The 14,976-nt window shown below is 65.6% G+C and carries 12 protein-coding genes; 8 read left to right on the top strand and 4 right to left on the bottom strand.

The window, feature by feature from the left end; translation table 11 throughout:
• Together RT697_RS04610 and RT697_RS04615 are read left to right on the top strand one after the other, a co-directional pair.
• The coding region (locus tag RT697_RS04610) for a TatD family hydrolase (RefSeq protein WP_313697198.1) at positions 1-428 on the top strand (428 nt) is incomplete at its 5' end.
• Positions 429-662: 234 nt separating this feature from the next.
• Entirely contained in the window at positions 663-2,912 is a 2,250-nt protein-coding gene (locus RT697_RS04615) for a TonB-dependent receptor domain-containing protein (protein WP_313697199.1), read from the top strand.
• Positions 2,913-2,933: 21 nt separating this feature from the next.
• Here RT697_RS04615 and RT697_RS04620 read toward each other — a convergent pair whose 3' ends face one another.
• Both RT697_RS04620 and RT697_RS04625 read right to left on the bottom strand, forming a co-directional pair.
• Positions 2,934-4,355 carry an ATP-binding protein gene (locus RT697_RS04620; RefSeq protein ID WP_313697200.1) on the bottom strand — a complete coding sequence of 474 codons (1,422 nt, stop codon included), beginning with the start codon at positions 4,353-4,355 and terminating at the stop codon, positions 2,934-2,936.
• The gene (locus RT697_RS04625) at positions 4,355-5,068 is read right to left on the bottom strand and encodes a response regulator transcription factor (protein WP_313697201.1); all 714 of its coding nucleotides are present in this window, start codon (positions 5,066-5,068) and stop codon (positions 4,355-4,357) included. Before RT697_RS04625 ends, RT697_RS04620 begins: the two co-directional genes overlap by 1 nt.
• 210 nt (positions 5,069-5,278) lie before the next feature.
• Between RT697_RS04625 and RT697_RS04630 the strand changes: the two genes are divergently transcribed.
• Genes RT697_RS04630 through RT697_RS04650 form a run of 5 tightly spaced genes read left to right on the top strand, consistent with a single transcriptional unit; the run spans position 5,279 to position 11,047 of the window.
• Positions 5,279-7,300 (top strand): ligand-gated channel protein, encoded by a 2,022-nt coding sequence (locus RT697_RS04630; RefSeq protein ID WP_313697202.1) that lies wholly within the window; start codon positions 5,279-5,281, stop codon positions 7,298-7,300.
• A 41-nt stretch (positions 7,301-7,341) separates the two neighbouring features.
• Positions 7,342-8,292 carry a siderophore ABC transporter substrate-binding protein gene (locus RT697_RS04635; protein ID WP_313697203.1) on the top strand — a complete coding sequence of 317 codons (951 nt, stop codon included), beginning with the start codon at positions 7,342-7,344 and terminating at the stop codon, positions 8,290-8,292.
• Positions 8,293-8,320: 28 nt separating this feature from the next.
• Positions 8,321-9,313, top strand: a complete 993-nt coding sequence (locus RT697_RS04640; RefSeq protein ID WP_313697204.1) for an iron chelate uptake ABC transporter family permease subunit — start codon at positions 8,321-8,323, stop codon at positions 9,311-9,313.
• A 19-nt stretch (positions 9,314-9,332) separates the two neighbouring features.
• A complete protein-coding gene (locus RT697_RS04645; RefSeq protein ID WP_409517400.1) occupies positions 9,333-10,292 on the top strand; it encodes an iron chelate uptake ABC transporter family permease subunit in 960 nt (319 codons plus the stop codon).
• Positions 10,289-11,047, top strand: coding sequence for an ABC transporter ATP-binding protein (locus RT697_RS04650; RefSeq protein WP_313697206.1), 759 nt, complete (start codon positions 10,289-10,291; stop codon positions 11,045-11,047). Before RT697_RS04645 ends, RT697_RS04650 begins: the two co-directional genes overlap by 4 nt.
• A 72-nt stretch (positions 11,048-11,119) precedes the next feature.
• Here the strand turns inward: RT697_RS04650 and RT697_RS04655 are convergent, their stop codons facing one another.
• Together RT697_RS04655 and thiM are read right to left on the bottom strand one after the other, a co-directional pair.
• Positions 11,120-13,240: a 5'-nucleotidase C-terminal domain-containing protein gene (locus RT697_RS04655; RefSeq protein ID WP_313697207.1), complete on the bottom strand. Its 2,121-nt coding sequence runs from the start codon at positions 13,238-13,240 to the stop codon at positions 11,120-11,122.
• Positions 13,241-13,314: 74 nt separating this feature from the next.
• Positions 13,315-14,130, bottom strand: coding sequence for a hydroxyethylthiazole kinase (gene thiM, locus RT697_RS04660; protein WP_313697208.1), 816 nt, complete (start codon positions 14,128-14,130; stop codon positions 13,315-13,317).
• Positions 14,131-14,331: 201 nt separating this feature from the next.
• Between thiM and RT697_RS04665 the strand changes: the two genes are divergently transcribed.
• Positions 14,332-14,967 carry a glycoside hydrolase family 19 protein gene (locus tag RT697_RS04665; protein ID WP_313697209.1) on the top strand — a complete coding sequence of 212 codons (636 nt, stop codon included), beginning with the start codon at positions 14,332-14,334 and terminating at the stop codon, positions 14,965-14,967.
• Positions 14,968-14,976: the final 9 nt, after the last annotated feature.

Raw genomic sequence — 14,976 nt, forward strand, 5'->3', positions numbered from 1 at the left:
TGCCCGTGCTGCTGCACGTGCGCAAATCCCAGGACATCCTGCTGAAGTACCTGCGCCGCCATCCGCGCATCGGCGGCATCGCGCACGCGTTCAATGGCAGCGCGCAGCAGGCGCAGGCCTTCATCGAGCATGGCTTTGCGCTGGGGATGGGTGGCGCGATGACGTTCGAGCGGGCGCTGCAGATTCGCCGCCATGCGGTGGACGTCGGCCTGGAGCATCTGGTGCTGGAGACCGACGCGCCGGACATTCCGCCCGCCTGGCTGCACGAACCCGATCGGCGCAATCGTCCCGGCGAATTGGCGCGCATCGCGCAAGTGCTGGCGGAATTGCGCGGCATCACGCCGGCGCAGGTGGCGCACGCCACCACCGCGAATGCGATGCGGGTGTTGCCGAGGTTGCCGGCAGCGATTCTGGCCGACGCGGACTGAGCCTTTCGGAAGTCGATGATGTGCGCACGATGACGATGTTGTCGTGCGGGATCGCTGCGTCCGTCGGACCCGTCCGAAACGTCTTTCAACGCTTCTAACGATTCTTCGAAAACGCGTTCGTGGCATTGAGTTGAAGTAATGGGAATACCTATCATTGGCGTTCGTTAGCACGTCAATCAGCGCACAGCGCGCGCCGCCTTGACCCTGGATCGGGCGGTTTTTCATTTGATTCCCATGTCGACTCAGAAATGCTTTAACGGCTCCGCGCGAGCCGCTTCATCTCCCTGCGCGCGATTCCGTCTTTTGCCGATCGTGCTGGCGCTCGCCGCGGCAAACGTCCAGGCGCAGACCGGCACGGCCGGATTGGAAGACACGATGGGCGTGACGCAGTTGGACACCGTCGTGGTCACGGCGTCGGGGTTTGAGCAGGAGATCCGCAACGCGCCCGCGTCCATTTCGGTCATCACGCGTGAACAGCTGGAGGCGCGGCCTTTCCATAACCTGGCCGACGCGGTGCGCGACGTCGAGGGCGTGTCGGTGGAGCGCGGCGGCAAGGCCGGCGGCATGAACATCAGCATCCGCGGTATGCCCAGCGACTACACGCTGGTGCTGGTGGACGGCAAGCGCATGAACCAGAACAGCTCGGGGGCGCGCGCCAACGGTTTCGGCGACGTCGACACCAACTTCATTCCGCCGATGGCCGCAATCGAGCGCATCGAGGTGGTGCGAGGCCCGATGTCCACGCTGTACGGCTCGGATGCAATGGGCGGCGTCATCAACATCATCACGCGCAAGGTCGCCCAAGAATGGACAGGCCAGCTGACGCTGGACAGCACGCTGCAGGGCGACAATCGCTTCGGCAATACCTACGGCGCGGGCTTCTACCTGAGCGGCCCGCTGAAGACCGACAAGCTTGGCCTGAGCCTGCGCGGCGGCCACTACCGGCGCCTGAGCGCGACCGGCAGTTATCCCGCCACTCAAGCCGACTACGACAGCGGCGACTACTCCGGCGACATTGCGAGCTTCAGCGGACTGGGCGACAGCACACAGCAGAACGTGGGCCTGCGCCTGTCGCTGACGCCTAACCGCAACCACGACATCCTGTTCGACGTGGACAGCAACTGGCAGACCTTCGACAACAGCAACGGCGAGCTTGGCACGTTGAACGCCAACGTGGCGCCCAATCGCCAGGGCGGCGGCTATGAGCCCGAAATGAAGTTCAACCGGCAGCGCTACGCGGTGACGCATCTGGGTAGATACGGTGCCTCAGTCAGCTCGGACACCAGCCTGGTCTACGACACCACCGAGACCATCGGCCGCACGAATCCGATGAGCACGCCGCGCCAGCCCACCGACGGGGCCAGCCGCGATCTGGAATACGACAACTGGGTGTTCGACACCAAGTGGACGATGCCGCTGTTCAACGACCGCCACAACCTGACCTTGGGCGGCCAGTGGCGCGAACAGCAGTTCAAGGACACGCTGGTGTCGGCGCCGCTGAACCTGCGGCAGTACCAATGGGCGCTGTTTGCCGAAGACGAATGGCGCATCGTGGATAGCGTGGCGCTGACCGCCGGCGCGCGTTACGACCGCAACGAGCAGTTCGGCGGCAAGTGGAGTCCGCGCGGCTACCTGGTCTGGAACGCAACGCCCACGTGGACGTTCAAAGGCGGCGTCAGCAAGGGCTACAAGACGCCAGACATCAACCTCATGACGGACGGCATCATCGGCCTGGGCGCGCAAGGCACCATGCCGCTGCTGGGCAATGCGCAACTCAAGCCGGAAACCAGCACCTCGTCGGAATTGGGCGTGCTGTTCGACGATGGAGAAGGGCTGTCCGGCAACCTGACCGCCTTTCACACCAAGTTCAAGGACAAGATCGACAGCCAGAGCGTGCCCAATTGCCTGGCGGCGGGCGGCCCCGTGCCGGGCTGCCTGGATCTGGGCGTGTGGGAACGCAACGGCGTGCCCGTGGCCAATTTCTCGCAACGCGTGAACATCGATTCGGCCACCATCCAGGGCTTTGAGCTGGGCGGCCGGATTCCGCTGTACGCGGGGCTGTCGTTCACCGGCAATTACACGCTGACCGCCAGCGAGGTCACGTCCGGCGCCCGGCGCGGCCAGCCCCTGGGTTCCCAGCCGCGTCATGCGGTGAATCTGGGGCTGAACTGGCGCATCAACGATCAGTTCAACACCTGGGTCCGCGGCGAGTACCGCGCGGGTCAGTTCAACGACATGAACTGGGAGAAAAAGCAGGTGTTCTACAGCCCGTACTGGCTGGCCAGCATGGGCGGCTCGTACGTGGTCAGCAAGAACGTGACGTTGTCGGCCTTGGTGCTGAATCTGTTCGACAAGAACTTCGTGGACTACGGTCCGGCCAAGACGGGCGCCACGGCGCCTGCGGCCAACGCCAGCTGGAGCAATTCGTACCGGCAGGTGCTTGAAGGCCGCCGCCTGTGGATGTCGGCGAACATCACGTTCTGATGCCGCGCGCCGTCCGTGGCGTCATCCCGCAGCGGGACGCGCCACGGCGGCGGACAACAGCGGCAGGTCCATGCGCACGCTCAAGCCGTTCGGGGCGACGTTGCGGGCCGATATCGACCCTTTGTGCGCGGCAACCGCGGCCTGCGCGATGGACAGTCCCAGCCCCGCGCCGCCGCCCGGCGTGCTGGCGGCGCCGGCGGAGCCCGCGCGATAGAACGGCTCGAAAAGCGATGCCAACTCCTGCGTGGCGACGCCGGGGCCGCGGTCTTCGATCTCCAGGCTGGCTTCGCTGGCGCTGGTCAAGAGCCGCACGCGGATAACGCTGTGCGCGGGCGCAAAACGCAGGGCGTTGCGCAGCACGTTCTCGATGGCGCTGGCCAGGCTGGCGCGATCACCTGCGATGAGGACGGGCGCTGGGGTATCCCAATCAATGCGCAGGTGGCGGCCTTCGGCCTCGTAGCGGGCGTCGTCCACCACGCCGGCCACGACGTCCGACAGGTCCAGCGGATCGGTCGGCACGGGCAGGGCGCCCACGCGGGCAAGGCGCAGCGTGTTGCCCACCAAGGCGTCCAGCCGCTCGCATTCACGTTCGATGCGGTCCAGCTGCAGATCGCGCCGTTCGTCGTTGCGCCGCGCCAGTTCAGAGGCCAGGCGCAGGCGCGCGAGCGGCGACCTCAGTTCATGCGCCACGTTGTGCAGCAGTTGCTCGCGCGTGTCGACCAGCGCTTTCAGGCGCACGGCCATCGCATCGAAATCGCGCGCCAGCAGGCCAAGTTCGTCCTGGCGCGTGGCGAGTTTCGACGGTGTCTGCGTGTCCAGTTGCCCGGCCGCCAACGCGTGCGTGGTCTGGCGCAATTGCGCCAGGGGCGCGGTGATGTGGCGCGTCAACGCCCAGCAGAACGGGGCGGTCACCGCCAGCGCGAACAGCAGCAGCGCCAGCGCGACGGGCGACAGCGCCAGGACCTCCCAGCGCGACGAATCAAAGGGCAGGAACAGCATCAGCAGTTCCGAGCCGTCCGGCAGGATCAGGATCTGGGGTTCCCACCACGACACGCGTTCGCCCGCGGGATCGGCCGGCACATTGTCGGACTGCGGCAACCGGTCGGGCGCGGCGCGGTACGCGACCAGCCAGTCATGCAGGCGCGTGGGCAGTCGCCGGCCCAGGATCTCCTGGTCCTGCGCATCCATGACATAGATCTTCAGCGCCGAGTAGTTGTCGTCCATGGCGCGCACCCAGCGCTCCAGGCCGTCCAGGCCCTGCGTGCGCGCGACCTGCGCGGCGTCGCGCGTGAGGTTGCCGGGATTCAGCCCATCCAGCGAGTTGAAGCGGTACCAGGCCACCGACGCCGTCAGCACCATGCCGCAGACCAGGATGACCGCCATCGCGCCCCAGAACGTCAGGAACGCGCGCCAGAAGAGCGAACGTGCAGGCAACAACGTCATCACGCGGCGCCCGCCAGCACGTAGCCCAGGCCTCGCAGGTTGCGGATGGACAGCGTGTCGGCGTGTTGATCCAGGCGCAGCTTCTTGCGCAGGCTGCTGATGTGCGTGTCGATGCTGCGGTCGTAGCGGTCCGGCGCGCGGCCCAGCGCGTACAAACCGATCTGGTCGCGCGCGATCACCTGGCCGGGGGCGCGCATCAGGATCTCCAGGATGCGCTGCTCCGCGCCGGTCAGCATGACTTCGTCCGCGCCCATGCGCGCGCGGCCGGTGGCCGGGTCGAGCGACAGGGCGCCCAGGCTGAGCGACGGACTGGCGGGGACGGGCGTTTCTTCAAAGCGGCGCAGCACGGCCGTGACGCGGGCCTTGAGCTCACGCGGACTGAAGGGCTTGGCCAGGTAATCGTCGGCGCCGAACTCCAGCCCCAGTACACGGTCGGTCTCGCCGCCGTGCGCGGTGAACATGATGACCGGGCGGCGCGAGCGCTGCCGATAGTGCTTGAGCAGATCCAGCCCGTTGCCGTCGGGCAGCATCAGGTCCAGCAGCACCAGGTCGAAATCGTCCTGCGCCAGCAAAGACAAGCCTTGCGCGCCGGTGTGCGCCAGCGTCAGCTGGCATTGATGGGGTTCCAGGTATTCGCGCAGCATCTGCGCCAGCTCGACGTCGTCGTCGATCAGCAGGATGCGGCGGGCCACCGCTGAATGAGTGAAAGGCATGCGTGTTGGGCGTCGAGCATCCGGCAGTGTGGCCGAACGCTGCGCGCCGGAGTGTCAAGAAGTGCAAAGAAGATAAAAGTTGCGGAAAGCGTGTTGCGGCGTGCTGCAAGCCCCAATTCTAATATGAGAATGGTTTTCATTAATAAGTGGGAGCCGGGCAGTGCCGCGCGTGGGGCGTGGCGCAAACCGGGGACGGGAGAAGTTGGAATCATGAGCAGGAAAGATCTGGCCGCACGCCAGCGCATCGCCGCGTCGCGCACGCAATTGGCCGCCGCCTTGTGCGCCGCGGGTTTCGGCCTGGGGCCGTCAGCCGTCTGGGCGCAAGCCGCGGACGCCACAACGACGATGGATACGGTTGTCGTCACGGCCAGCGGTTTCGAGCAACGCATCCAGGATGCGCCCGCCTCGATCAGCGTCATCACGCGTGAAGACCTGGACAAGAAGTTCTACCGTGACCTGAACGACGCGCTGGTGGAAGTGCCGGGCGTCATCGTTACGGGCGGCGGCGACCGCCAGGACATCAGCCTGCGCGGCATGGGACCGAAGTACACGTTGATCCTGATCGACGGCAAGCGCCAGAACTCGCGCGAAACCCGCACCAATTCGGACTCGACGGGCGTGGAGGGCGGCTGGACGCCGCCGCTGTCGGCCATCGAGCGCATCGAAGTGGTGCGCGGCCCGATGTCGTCGCTGTACGGGTCGGACGCCATGGGCGGGGTGATCAACATCATCACGCGCAAGGTGCCTGACGAATGGCACGGCGAAATCCGCATGGATACGACGATCCAGGAGAGCAGCAAGTCGGGCGACATCTACCAGGGCAACTTCTACCTGGCCGGCCCGATCAAGAACGACCTGCTGGGCCTGCAGATCTACGGCCAGGCCACGCAGCGCGACGAAGACAACATCTACAACGGCTACCGCAAGCGCAACGCCGAAAGCGTGACCGCCAAGCTGGCGCTCACGCCCAACCGCGATCACGACATCGTGCTGGAAGCGACCACGATGCGCCAGAAGTTCGCGGACACGCTGGGCAAGAGCGTCGCGCCGCTGCCGCCCGGCACCGCGTGCCCGCGCACCGGCTGCCCGGCGTCGTCGGAAACCGATTACCGCAGCAGCAAGTGGGCGTTGTCGCACACTGGCCGCTGGGGCTGGGGCGTGTCCGACAGCTACGTGCAGCAGGAAGAGTTCGACAACCGCTCGCGCCAGATGAAGATCAAGAACCTGGACCTGCAGACGAGCTGGTCGCTGCCGCTGGGTTCGCACATGCTGACCCTGGGTGGCAGCTATCTCAATCAACGTCTGGATGACAAAAACGGCAACCAGCTGCCCGCCGGCCCCAACAACGTGGAACGGTATCAGTGGGCCTTGTTCGCCGAAGACGAATGGCGGCTGACCGAAAGCTTTGCCCTCACCACCGGCCTGCGCATGGACGAGGACGAGAACTTCGGCAACCACTTCAGCCCGCGCCTGTACGGCGTCTGGCACATGGCCGAACGCTGGACCCTGAAGGGCGGCGTGTCCACCGGTTTCCGTGCGCCCGACCTGCGCCAGACCGTGGCCGGCTGGGGCCAGACCAGCCGCGGCGGCAACATGTACGGCAATCCGGACCTGACGCCCGAGAAGTCGGTGACCCAGGAAATCGGCCTGCTGTATGACGACGGCGAAGGCATGAGCGCCGGCGTCACGCTGTTCAACAACGACTTCAAGGACAAGATCACCCGCGTGGCTTGCCCCTTGACGCAGTGCACGGACGGCCCCAACCAGTTCGGTTCCGATCCCACCACGTACATGAACGTGGACAAGGCCGTGTCGCGCGGCGTGGAAGCCAGCCTGAAGCTGCCGCTGGCCGCCGACTGGTCGATGACCAGCAGCTACACCTTCACGAAGTCGGAGCAGAAGTCCGGCCAGTACAAGGGCGAGCCGCTGAACCAGTTGCCCAAGCACCTGTTCACCACCACGGTAAATTGGCAGCCCTCCGACGCGTTGCAAGCGTGGGCGCGCATCAACTACCGCGGCCGCGAAAGCCAGCCGACGACGGGCCCGTCCACCAGCGCGCTGGTCGCGCCGTCCTACACGTTCGTGGACCTGGGCGGTTCGTATGCCGTCAACAAGACCGTGTCGGTCTACGCGGGCATCTACAACCTGTTCGACAAGCAGGTCGCCTACGACGACTTCGGCTACGTCGAAGACGGCCGCCGCTACTGGCTGGGCGTGGGCGTGAAGTTCTGAGAATGACGGGGCGCCTGGCGCCCCATTACAGAGAGGTTTGCATGAACAATGGAAAACAGGCGGGCGCTGCCCGCCGCTGGGCAACCCGGGCAGGCGTGGCCCTGGCGCTGAGCGCCGCGGCTGCCGTGTGCGCCGCGCAGTCCACGACGCCGGTCAAGCATGCGCGCGGCGAAACCGCCGTGCCGTCCAATCCGTCCAAGACGATCGTGCTGGACCTGGCCGTGCTGGACACCCTGCACACGCTCGGCGTGGACCCCGTGGGCGTGCCCAGCGCCGCCAAGCTGCCGCCGCAGCTGAGCCAGTTTGCCGACAAGCGTTACCTGAAGGCGGGCACGATGTTCGAGCCCAACTACGAGGTCATCCACGCCGCCGCGCCGCAAGTCATCTTAGTGGCCGGCCGCTCGGCGCCCAAGTATGACGAGCTGTCCAAGATTGCGCCCACCGTGGACCTGACGGTTGATGCAAAGGACCTGGTCGGCAGCGTCCGGCGCAACACCGAAACGCTGGCCGCGCTTTACGGCAAACAGGGCGAGGCCAAGGAAAAGCTGGCCGCGTTGGACGCTTCCATCGCGTCGCTGAAAGGCAAGGCAGCCAACGCCGGCAACGCGTTGATCGTGCTGACGACCGGCGGCAAGATGAGCGCCTACGGTCCAGGCTCACGCTTTGGCGTGATCCACGACGCCTTCGGCATCAAGCCTGCCGCGACGGGCCTGAACGTGTCCAACCACGGCCAGGCGATTTCGTTCGAATTCATCGCCCAGACCGATCCGGACTGGCTGTTCGTGATTGACCGCGACGCCGCCATCGGCCGCGAAGGTGTGTCGGCGCAGCGCATGCTGGACAACGAGCTGGTGCGTCCGACCAAGGCGTGGAAGAACCAGCGCGTGGTCTACCTGAACGGCTTCAACTGGTATCTGCTCGGGAGCGCCGGCCTGACGGCCATGCAGCAGAACGTGGATCAGATCGCGGCGGCCTTGTCGCAAGGAAAGTAGTCAGCATGCAAGACGGGAAGGGCTGCCGGTGAACTGGCGGCGCGCAATCAGCGGATGGGGCGGCCTGACGGCCGTGGTGGTGGTGTTGCTGCTGTTGTGCGTGGCCAGCATCAGCCTGGGCGCGGGCCAGATGCCGTGGGCCGCGCTGTGGAATGGCGGCGAAGACGGCGAGCGCGCGTGGCGGCTGCTGCTGGTCAGCCGCATCCCGCGCACCCTCGCGCTGCTGTTGGCAGGGACGGCGCTGGCCGTTGCCGGCCTCATCATGCAGATGCTGGTGCGCAACCGCTTTGTCGAGCCCACGACGGCCGGCACCGTCGAATCCGCCACCCTCGGCATCCTGGTCGTCACCTTGCTGGCGCCCGATACGTCCGTGATCGGCAAGATGGTGACCGCCACGGGCTTTGCGCTGGCGGGCACCTTGCTGTTTCTGGCCCTGCTGCGCCGCGTGCCGCTGCGCACGCCGTTCATCGTGCCGCTGATCGGGCTGATCCTGGGGGGCGTGATCCAGGCGGTCACGACCTTCATGGCGTACCGCTTCGATCTGTTGCAGTCCCTGCATGCGTGGACCACCGGCGACTTCTCCGGCGTGCTGCGCGGCCGCTATGAACTGCTGTGGATCGGCTTTGCGCTGGCCTGCGCCGCCTATGCCGCCGCCGACCGCTACACGGTGGCGGGCATGGGCCGCGAGTTCGCGTCCAACCTGGGGTTGAATCATGCACGGCTGACGCTGGTCGGCCTGTTGATCGTTTCCGCGATATCGGCCGTGGTGGTCGTGACCGCCGGCAGCATCCCGTTCCTGGGCCTCATCGTGCCCAATGCCGTCAGCCTGGTGCTGGGCGACAACATGCGCCGCGCCATTCCGTGGGTCGCGTTGCTGGGCGGCGTGTTCGTGCTGGCCTGCGACATCGTCGGCCGGCTGGTCATCCACCCCTACGAAATTCCCATCGGAACGGTGGTCGGCGTGCTGGGCAGCATCCTGTTCCTGTGGCTGCTGCGCACGCGGAGGAACCGCCTTGGCTGAAACCGTCTCGATTTCCCGCATGGCCCCGCGCGCGCCGCAGACGTGGCGTCTTGCCGCGCTGGGCGCCTGCGCGCTGTTCTGCGTCGCCGCTTTCATGACGCTGGGCGCGAATGGCCAGTGGTCGTTCGTCATTCCCTTTCGCGGCGGCAAGCTGCTGGCCATGCTGCTGGTGGCGTACGCGGTGGCGGTGTCGTCCGTGCTGTTCCAGACCATCACGCACAACCGGATCCTTACGCCCGCCATCATGGGCTTCGATGCCCTGTACCTGCTGATCCAGGCGGTGGTGGTCTTCGGCTTCGGGCAGGCGGCGGCCACCGCCAGTCATCCTGTCGCGGCCTTCCTGCTGGAAGTGTGCGCGATGACGGCGTTCGCGTGCCTGCTGTTCCGCTGGCTGTTTTCCGACGCCGTGCGCAGCCTGCATTTGATGATGCTGGTGGGCATCATCTTCGGACTGCTGTTTCGCAGCCTGTCCAGCTTCGTGGTGCGGCTGATCGACCCAAATGAATTCCTGGTGCTGCAGGACCGCATGTTCGCCAGCTTCAATTCGGTACGCGTCGAACTGCTGCCGATCGCTTTCGGCGCCGTGTGCACCGCGTCGTTCTTCGTCTGGCGCATGCGCCGGCGCTACGACGTGCTGGCGCTGGGCCGCGATATTGCATTGAATCTGGGCGTGGATTATCGCCGCACGTTGTTGGTGACACTGGCGGCGATTGCGGTGCTGGTGTCCGTGTCGACGGCGCTGGTCGGTCCCGTGACGTTCTTCGGTTTGCTGGTCAGCAATCTGGCATATCAAGCGATGGGCTCGGACAGGCACCGGTACACCGTGCCGGCCGCGACGCTGCTCAGCGTCATTTTCCTGGTGGGTGGCCAGACGCTGCTGGAGCGTGTGCTGGGGCTGAACACCACGGTGAGCGTGGTGATTGAATTCGTGGGCGGCGTGATGTTCCTCGTCCTGATCTTGCGCAGGGGGCGCCGATGATAGAAATCCAGAACGTCAGCAAGCAGTACGGCGACACCGTCGTGATCGACGACGTCAGCCTGGACCTGCCGGCCGGCGGCGTCACCGCCATCATCGGGCCGAACGGGGCGGGCAAGTCGACGTTGCTGTCCATGGTCAGCCGGCTGCTGCCGATGAGTGCAGGGCGCGTCATGGTGGAAGGCCTGGACGTCACGCGCGCCGACAGCCGCGAACTGGCGCGTCGCCTGGCCATCCTGCGGCAGGACAACCACTTGCCGCTGCGGCTGACGGTGAAGGACCTGGTGGCGTTCGGGCGCTACCCGCACACGGGCGGGCGGCTGACGATGGATGACAAGGTCCACATCGATCAGGCCATTGCCTATCTGAACCTGGAGCCGCTGGCGGACCGCTATCTGGACGAGATGTCCGGCGGCCAGCGCCAGCGCGCGTTCGTTGCCATGGTGCTGTGTCAGGACACGCGCTACGTGCTGCTGGACGAGCCGTTGAACAGCCTGGACATGAAGCATGCCGTCGCCATGATGGGCACCTTGCGGCGCGCGGCGGATGAACTGGGCAAGACGGTGGTGCTGGTGCTGCACGACATCAACTTTGCGTCCAGCTATTCGGACCGGATTGTCGCGATGCGGCAGGGGCGTATCGCCCGGCACGGCACGCCGGCCGAACTGATCCTGCCGGACGTGCTGAGCGAGCTGTATGAACTGCCGATCGACGTGCATGAGATCGGCGGAAAACGCATCTGCGTGTATTACCGCTGAGGCGAGGCGTCCCACGGTGAGACGCCCCACGGCGGGGCGCCCCATTGCAGGGCGCCCGCCGGATCGATCCGCTTACTGCGTCAGATCGATCGCGTAGCGCGACAGCTGGGTCACGGGATCGGGCGTGGCGTCAAACACCGAGACGTTGGTCACATCATGTGCCGAGGCCATCGCCAGCGTGCCAGGCACCGACGAAAACACCACCGGTCCGGCCAGCGAACTGACCTGCGCGAAGCGCCAGCTGCGATCCAGGCCGAACGTGGCCAGGTCGAGCGTGGGATTCTTCTTGATGTAGCTGATCAACACGTCGCGGCTGGCGTCCGGGGCCTGCAGCACGATGTCGCCCTTGCCGCCGGCCAGGCCGGGGAAGTCGCCGCCACCGCTGGCGCGGTAGTTGTTGGTCACCACCAGGAATTGCGCGTTCAGATCCAGCGGCGTGCCGTTGTACGTCAGCGTCGTGATGCGCGAGCCCTTCGGCTTGGTCACGTCGATTTCATACTGCAGCGCATTGCCCGCCGCATACAGCACGTCGAAGTTGAACGTCGGAAAGCCGGTGTCGATCAGATCCTGCGGCGCGACCTGTGCGGGGTCGATCTGCTTGAACTGCTCGGCCGTCTTTTCCAGCCACTGGCGCACGATGTCGCCGCTGACCCGCACGACTTGCAGCGTGTTGGGGTACAGGTACAGGTCGGCCGCGTTGTTGATGGCGACGTTGCCTTGCTTCACATACGTGAAGTCGCCGGGACCGTTGCGCCCGCCCTTGAACGGCGCGGCGGCCGACAGGATCGGCAGGCCGGCATACGACGGGCTGTTCTTGGCGATGTAGTCCGTCAGGTAGTCGATCTGCGCCATGTTCACGATCTGCAGCGCGGACACGTCGCCGGCCAGCGCGTAGTACGTGGCCATGTCGAACTGGCTCTGCCCGATCGGCGTCTTGACGTAGTCGATCGTCGCGGCGTGGTCGGCTTGAACCAGTTGCTGCGATGCCGCGTCGGGCGCCACGTAGGTCGCCGGCGTGGAGCCGCTTTGTGCCGTCAGGCGCGTGGAGATGCGCTGCACCTGCGTCGCATCCTTCTGCACCTTCCAACCCTGGTCATACGCCAGCTTCAGCGTGATCTGGCCAAGGTTGTTGCCCCATTGGCCGGCCTGCACGGTCGGCACGCCATTGATCAGGCCCTTCTCCAGTTCGACGCCCGGCTGCCCGGCAAACTGCGACTTGGCATTCGTGTCGGGAAAGAGCAGATGCTGGTGGCCCGTGATGAGCGCATCGATGCCGGGCACCTGGCTCAGATAGCCCGCGCCGTTTTCCATGTCCGGGCTGTAGGGCGTGGCCAGGTCGATGCCGCCGTGCGCCAGCGCCACCACCAGGTCCGCGCCCGCTGCCTTCATCTCCGGCACGTAGCGCGCCGCGGTTTCCTTCCAGCCCGTGACTTCCACATGGCCTTCCAGATTCGCCTTGTCCCACTGCATGATGGGCGGCGGCGCAAAACCGATCACGCCCACCTTGAGCGGCACGTCGATGGATTTTCCGCTGGCGTCGGTGGCCGTGAAGGTTTTTTCAAGCAGCACATAAGGCTTGAAGATCGGCTGCTTGGAGGCCGCCGACACGACGTTGGCCGACACGAACGGGAACGCCGGGGCCGCGCAATCCTTGGCGCCCGCCGGGTTGGTCTGCGCCGTGCCCTTGGTGATGCCGGCCAGCCCGAAGTCCACGTTGGTGATCTGCGATAGATAGGGCAGGCCGTAGTTGAATTCGTGGTTGCCCATCGTGGCCGCGTCGTACGACAGCAGCTTCATCTGCTTGTAGATCGCGATCATGTCGGAACACTGCACCGGCGACACCAGCGCCTGGTAGTCCGACAGCGCCGTGCCCTGCACCGTGTCGCCGTTGTCGAGCAGCAGCGAGTTCGGATACTGCTTGCGTGCATTGGCGATCAGCGTGGCCGTGCGGTCCATGCCGTAGCTCTTGTCTTCGGCGAGCTTGTAGTAGTCGTAGCCCAGCACATTGGCGTGCAGGTCGGTCGTGCCCAGGATCGCGAGGTCCAGCGTCGTGCCTTGGGGCACGCTGGCCTGCGGCGGGGTCTCGGGCGCGGCGGTGTCGTCGTCATCGTCATCGCCGCCGCAGGCGGACAGGCCGGCCACCAGTGCAAAGCTGGCGGTCACTGCAAAGATCTTGCGTAGGTTTGGCTTCACCGTCTTTCCTCCGTGTTGAAGGAAATAATTTTGGGGACGGTGTGTGACCTACCCGTGACATGCGCGGGGTCAAATCAACGCAACGGGGACTCGCGGGTTAGGCAATCCGCGTCCAGTGCGGCTAGCGCGTCGAGGAACCGCCATGCGAAAGAGCCCGGCCCGTCGGCGTGTACCGCGGCGCGCTCGCCCGCGATGCCGAAACACGACAGGGCGGCCACCGCCGCAGCATACGTATCGTCTTTCGATACGGCCGCAAAGGCGCCGACCACCGCGCTGAGCGCGCAGCCGGTGGCCGTCACGCGCGGCATCAACGGCGAACCGCCCGCAATGCGTACCGCGCGCGTGCCGTCCGTGACGTAATCGACTTCGCCGGTAACCGCCACCACGGTCTTGTGGCGTGTGGCGATGTCGTGGGCCGACTGCTCGGCCTGCGCCACGGCGTCGCGGGCGTCCACGCCCTTGCCGGTGCTGTGGCCGCCGGCCAAGGCGATGATCTCCGATGCATTGCCCCGGATGATGGCCGGTTCAAGGTCGAGCAGCCGCTGGATGGCGTCGCGGCGAAAGGCGGTGGCGTGATGCGCCACGGGATCCAGCACCCAGGGCGTGCCGGCCTCTGCCGCGGCTTGCGCGGTCAGGAGCATGCTGCGCAGCCAGGGGGAAGACAGCGTGCCGATGTTGATGACCACCGCGCCGGCAAAGCGTGCGAACTCGGGAGCCTCTTCTTCGGCATGCACCATGGCTGGGGATGCGCCGATGGCGAGCACCGCGTTGGCCGCGTAGTTCATGGAGACGAAATTGGTCAGGCACTGCACCAGCGGCGCGTCGCGGCGGACGGCGGCGAGGAGGTCTTGGGACTGGTGGGCGAGGGAATGCAGGTCGGGATGCGTCATGGATGGCGTATGTTCCCGGCGGAACCGGGGAGGTGTCAAGCCACCAATTGGTGCCGGAACACTCCGCATACTCAATTTGAGGTATGGGCGGCGGTTACGCCTGGTTCACAATCATTGACCCGCCGTTGATCGCCGTGATGAATGGTCACGCGACGGTATCGCCGGGGCGCCATGACTCCATAAGCAAGCAGGGGAACCGCCATGCTGAGTGCCGAAAAACTCCAACGCATATTTCCCAACTGCAAGGCCCCCGCCGCGTGGGCCGATGCGTTGGCGCCCACATTCCAGAAATACGAAATCGAAACCCCGGATCGCATCGCAAGCTTTCTGGCGCAGACGGGTTATGAATCCGCCCAATACAACCGGATCGAAGAAAACCTCAATTACTCAACTGCCGCCCGCTTGTCCAAGGTGTGGCCAAAGCGATTTCCCACTGAGGCGTCGGCCATGCCGTATGTGAACAATCCGCAAGGATTGGCGAATCTGGTTTATGCGAACCGGATGGGCAATGGGGATGCGCAAAGCAACGACGGTTTCCGGTATCGGGGAAGAGGGATCATCCAGCTGACGGGACGCAGCAATTACGATTCGGCCGGTGACGCCATGGGCGTCGATTTGCTGGAGGCGCCCGAGTTACTGTCCGACCCGAAATGGGCCGCGCTGAGCGCCGGGTGGTATTGGCAGTCGCGCGGGCTGAACGAGCTGGCGAATGACCGCACGCATGACGACGACCTGGAGGATTTCGCCAGGATCACGCGGCGGATAAACGGCGGGCTGGTTGGTCTGAAGGAGCGCTTTGCCCTGTTCAAGCAGATCTATGCCGAGCTGATGCGATAAAGGCGCAGC

Origin of the sequence: Achromobacter sp. (genome assembly GCF_032113835.1) — a bacterium.
Taxonomy (GTDB): Bacteria; Pseudomonadota; Gammaproteobacteria; order Burkholderiales; family Burkholderiaceae_B; genus Achromobacter.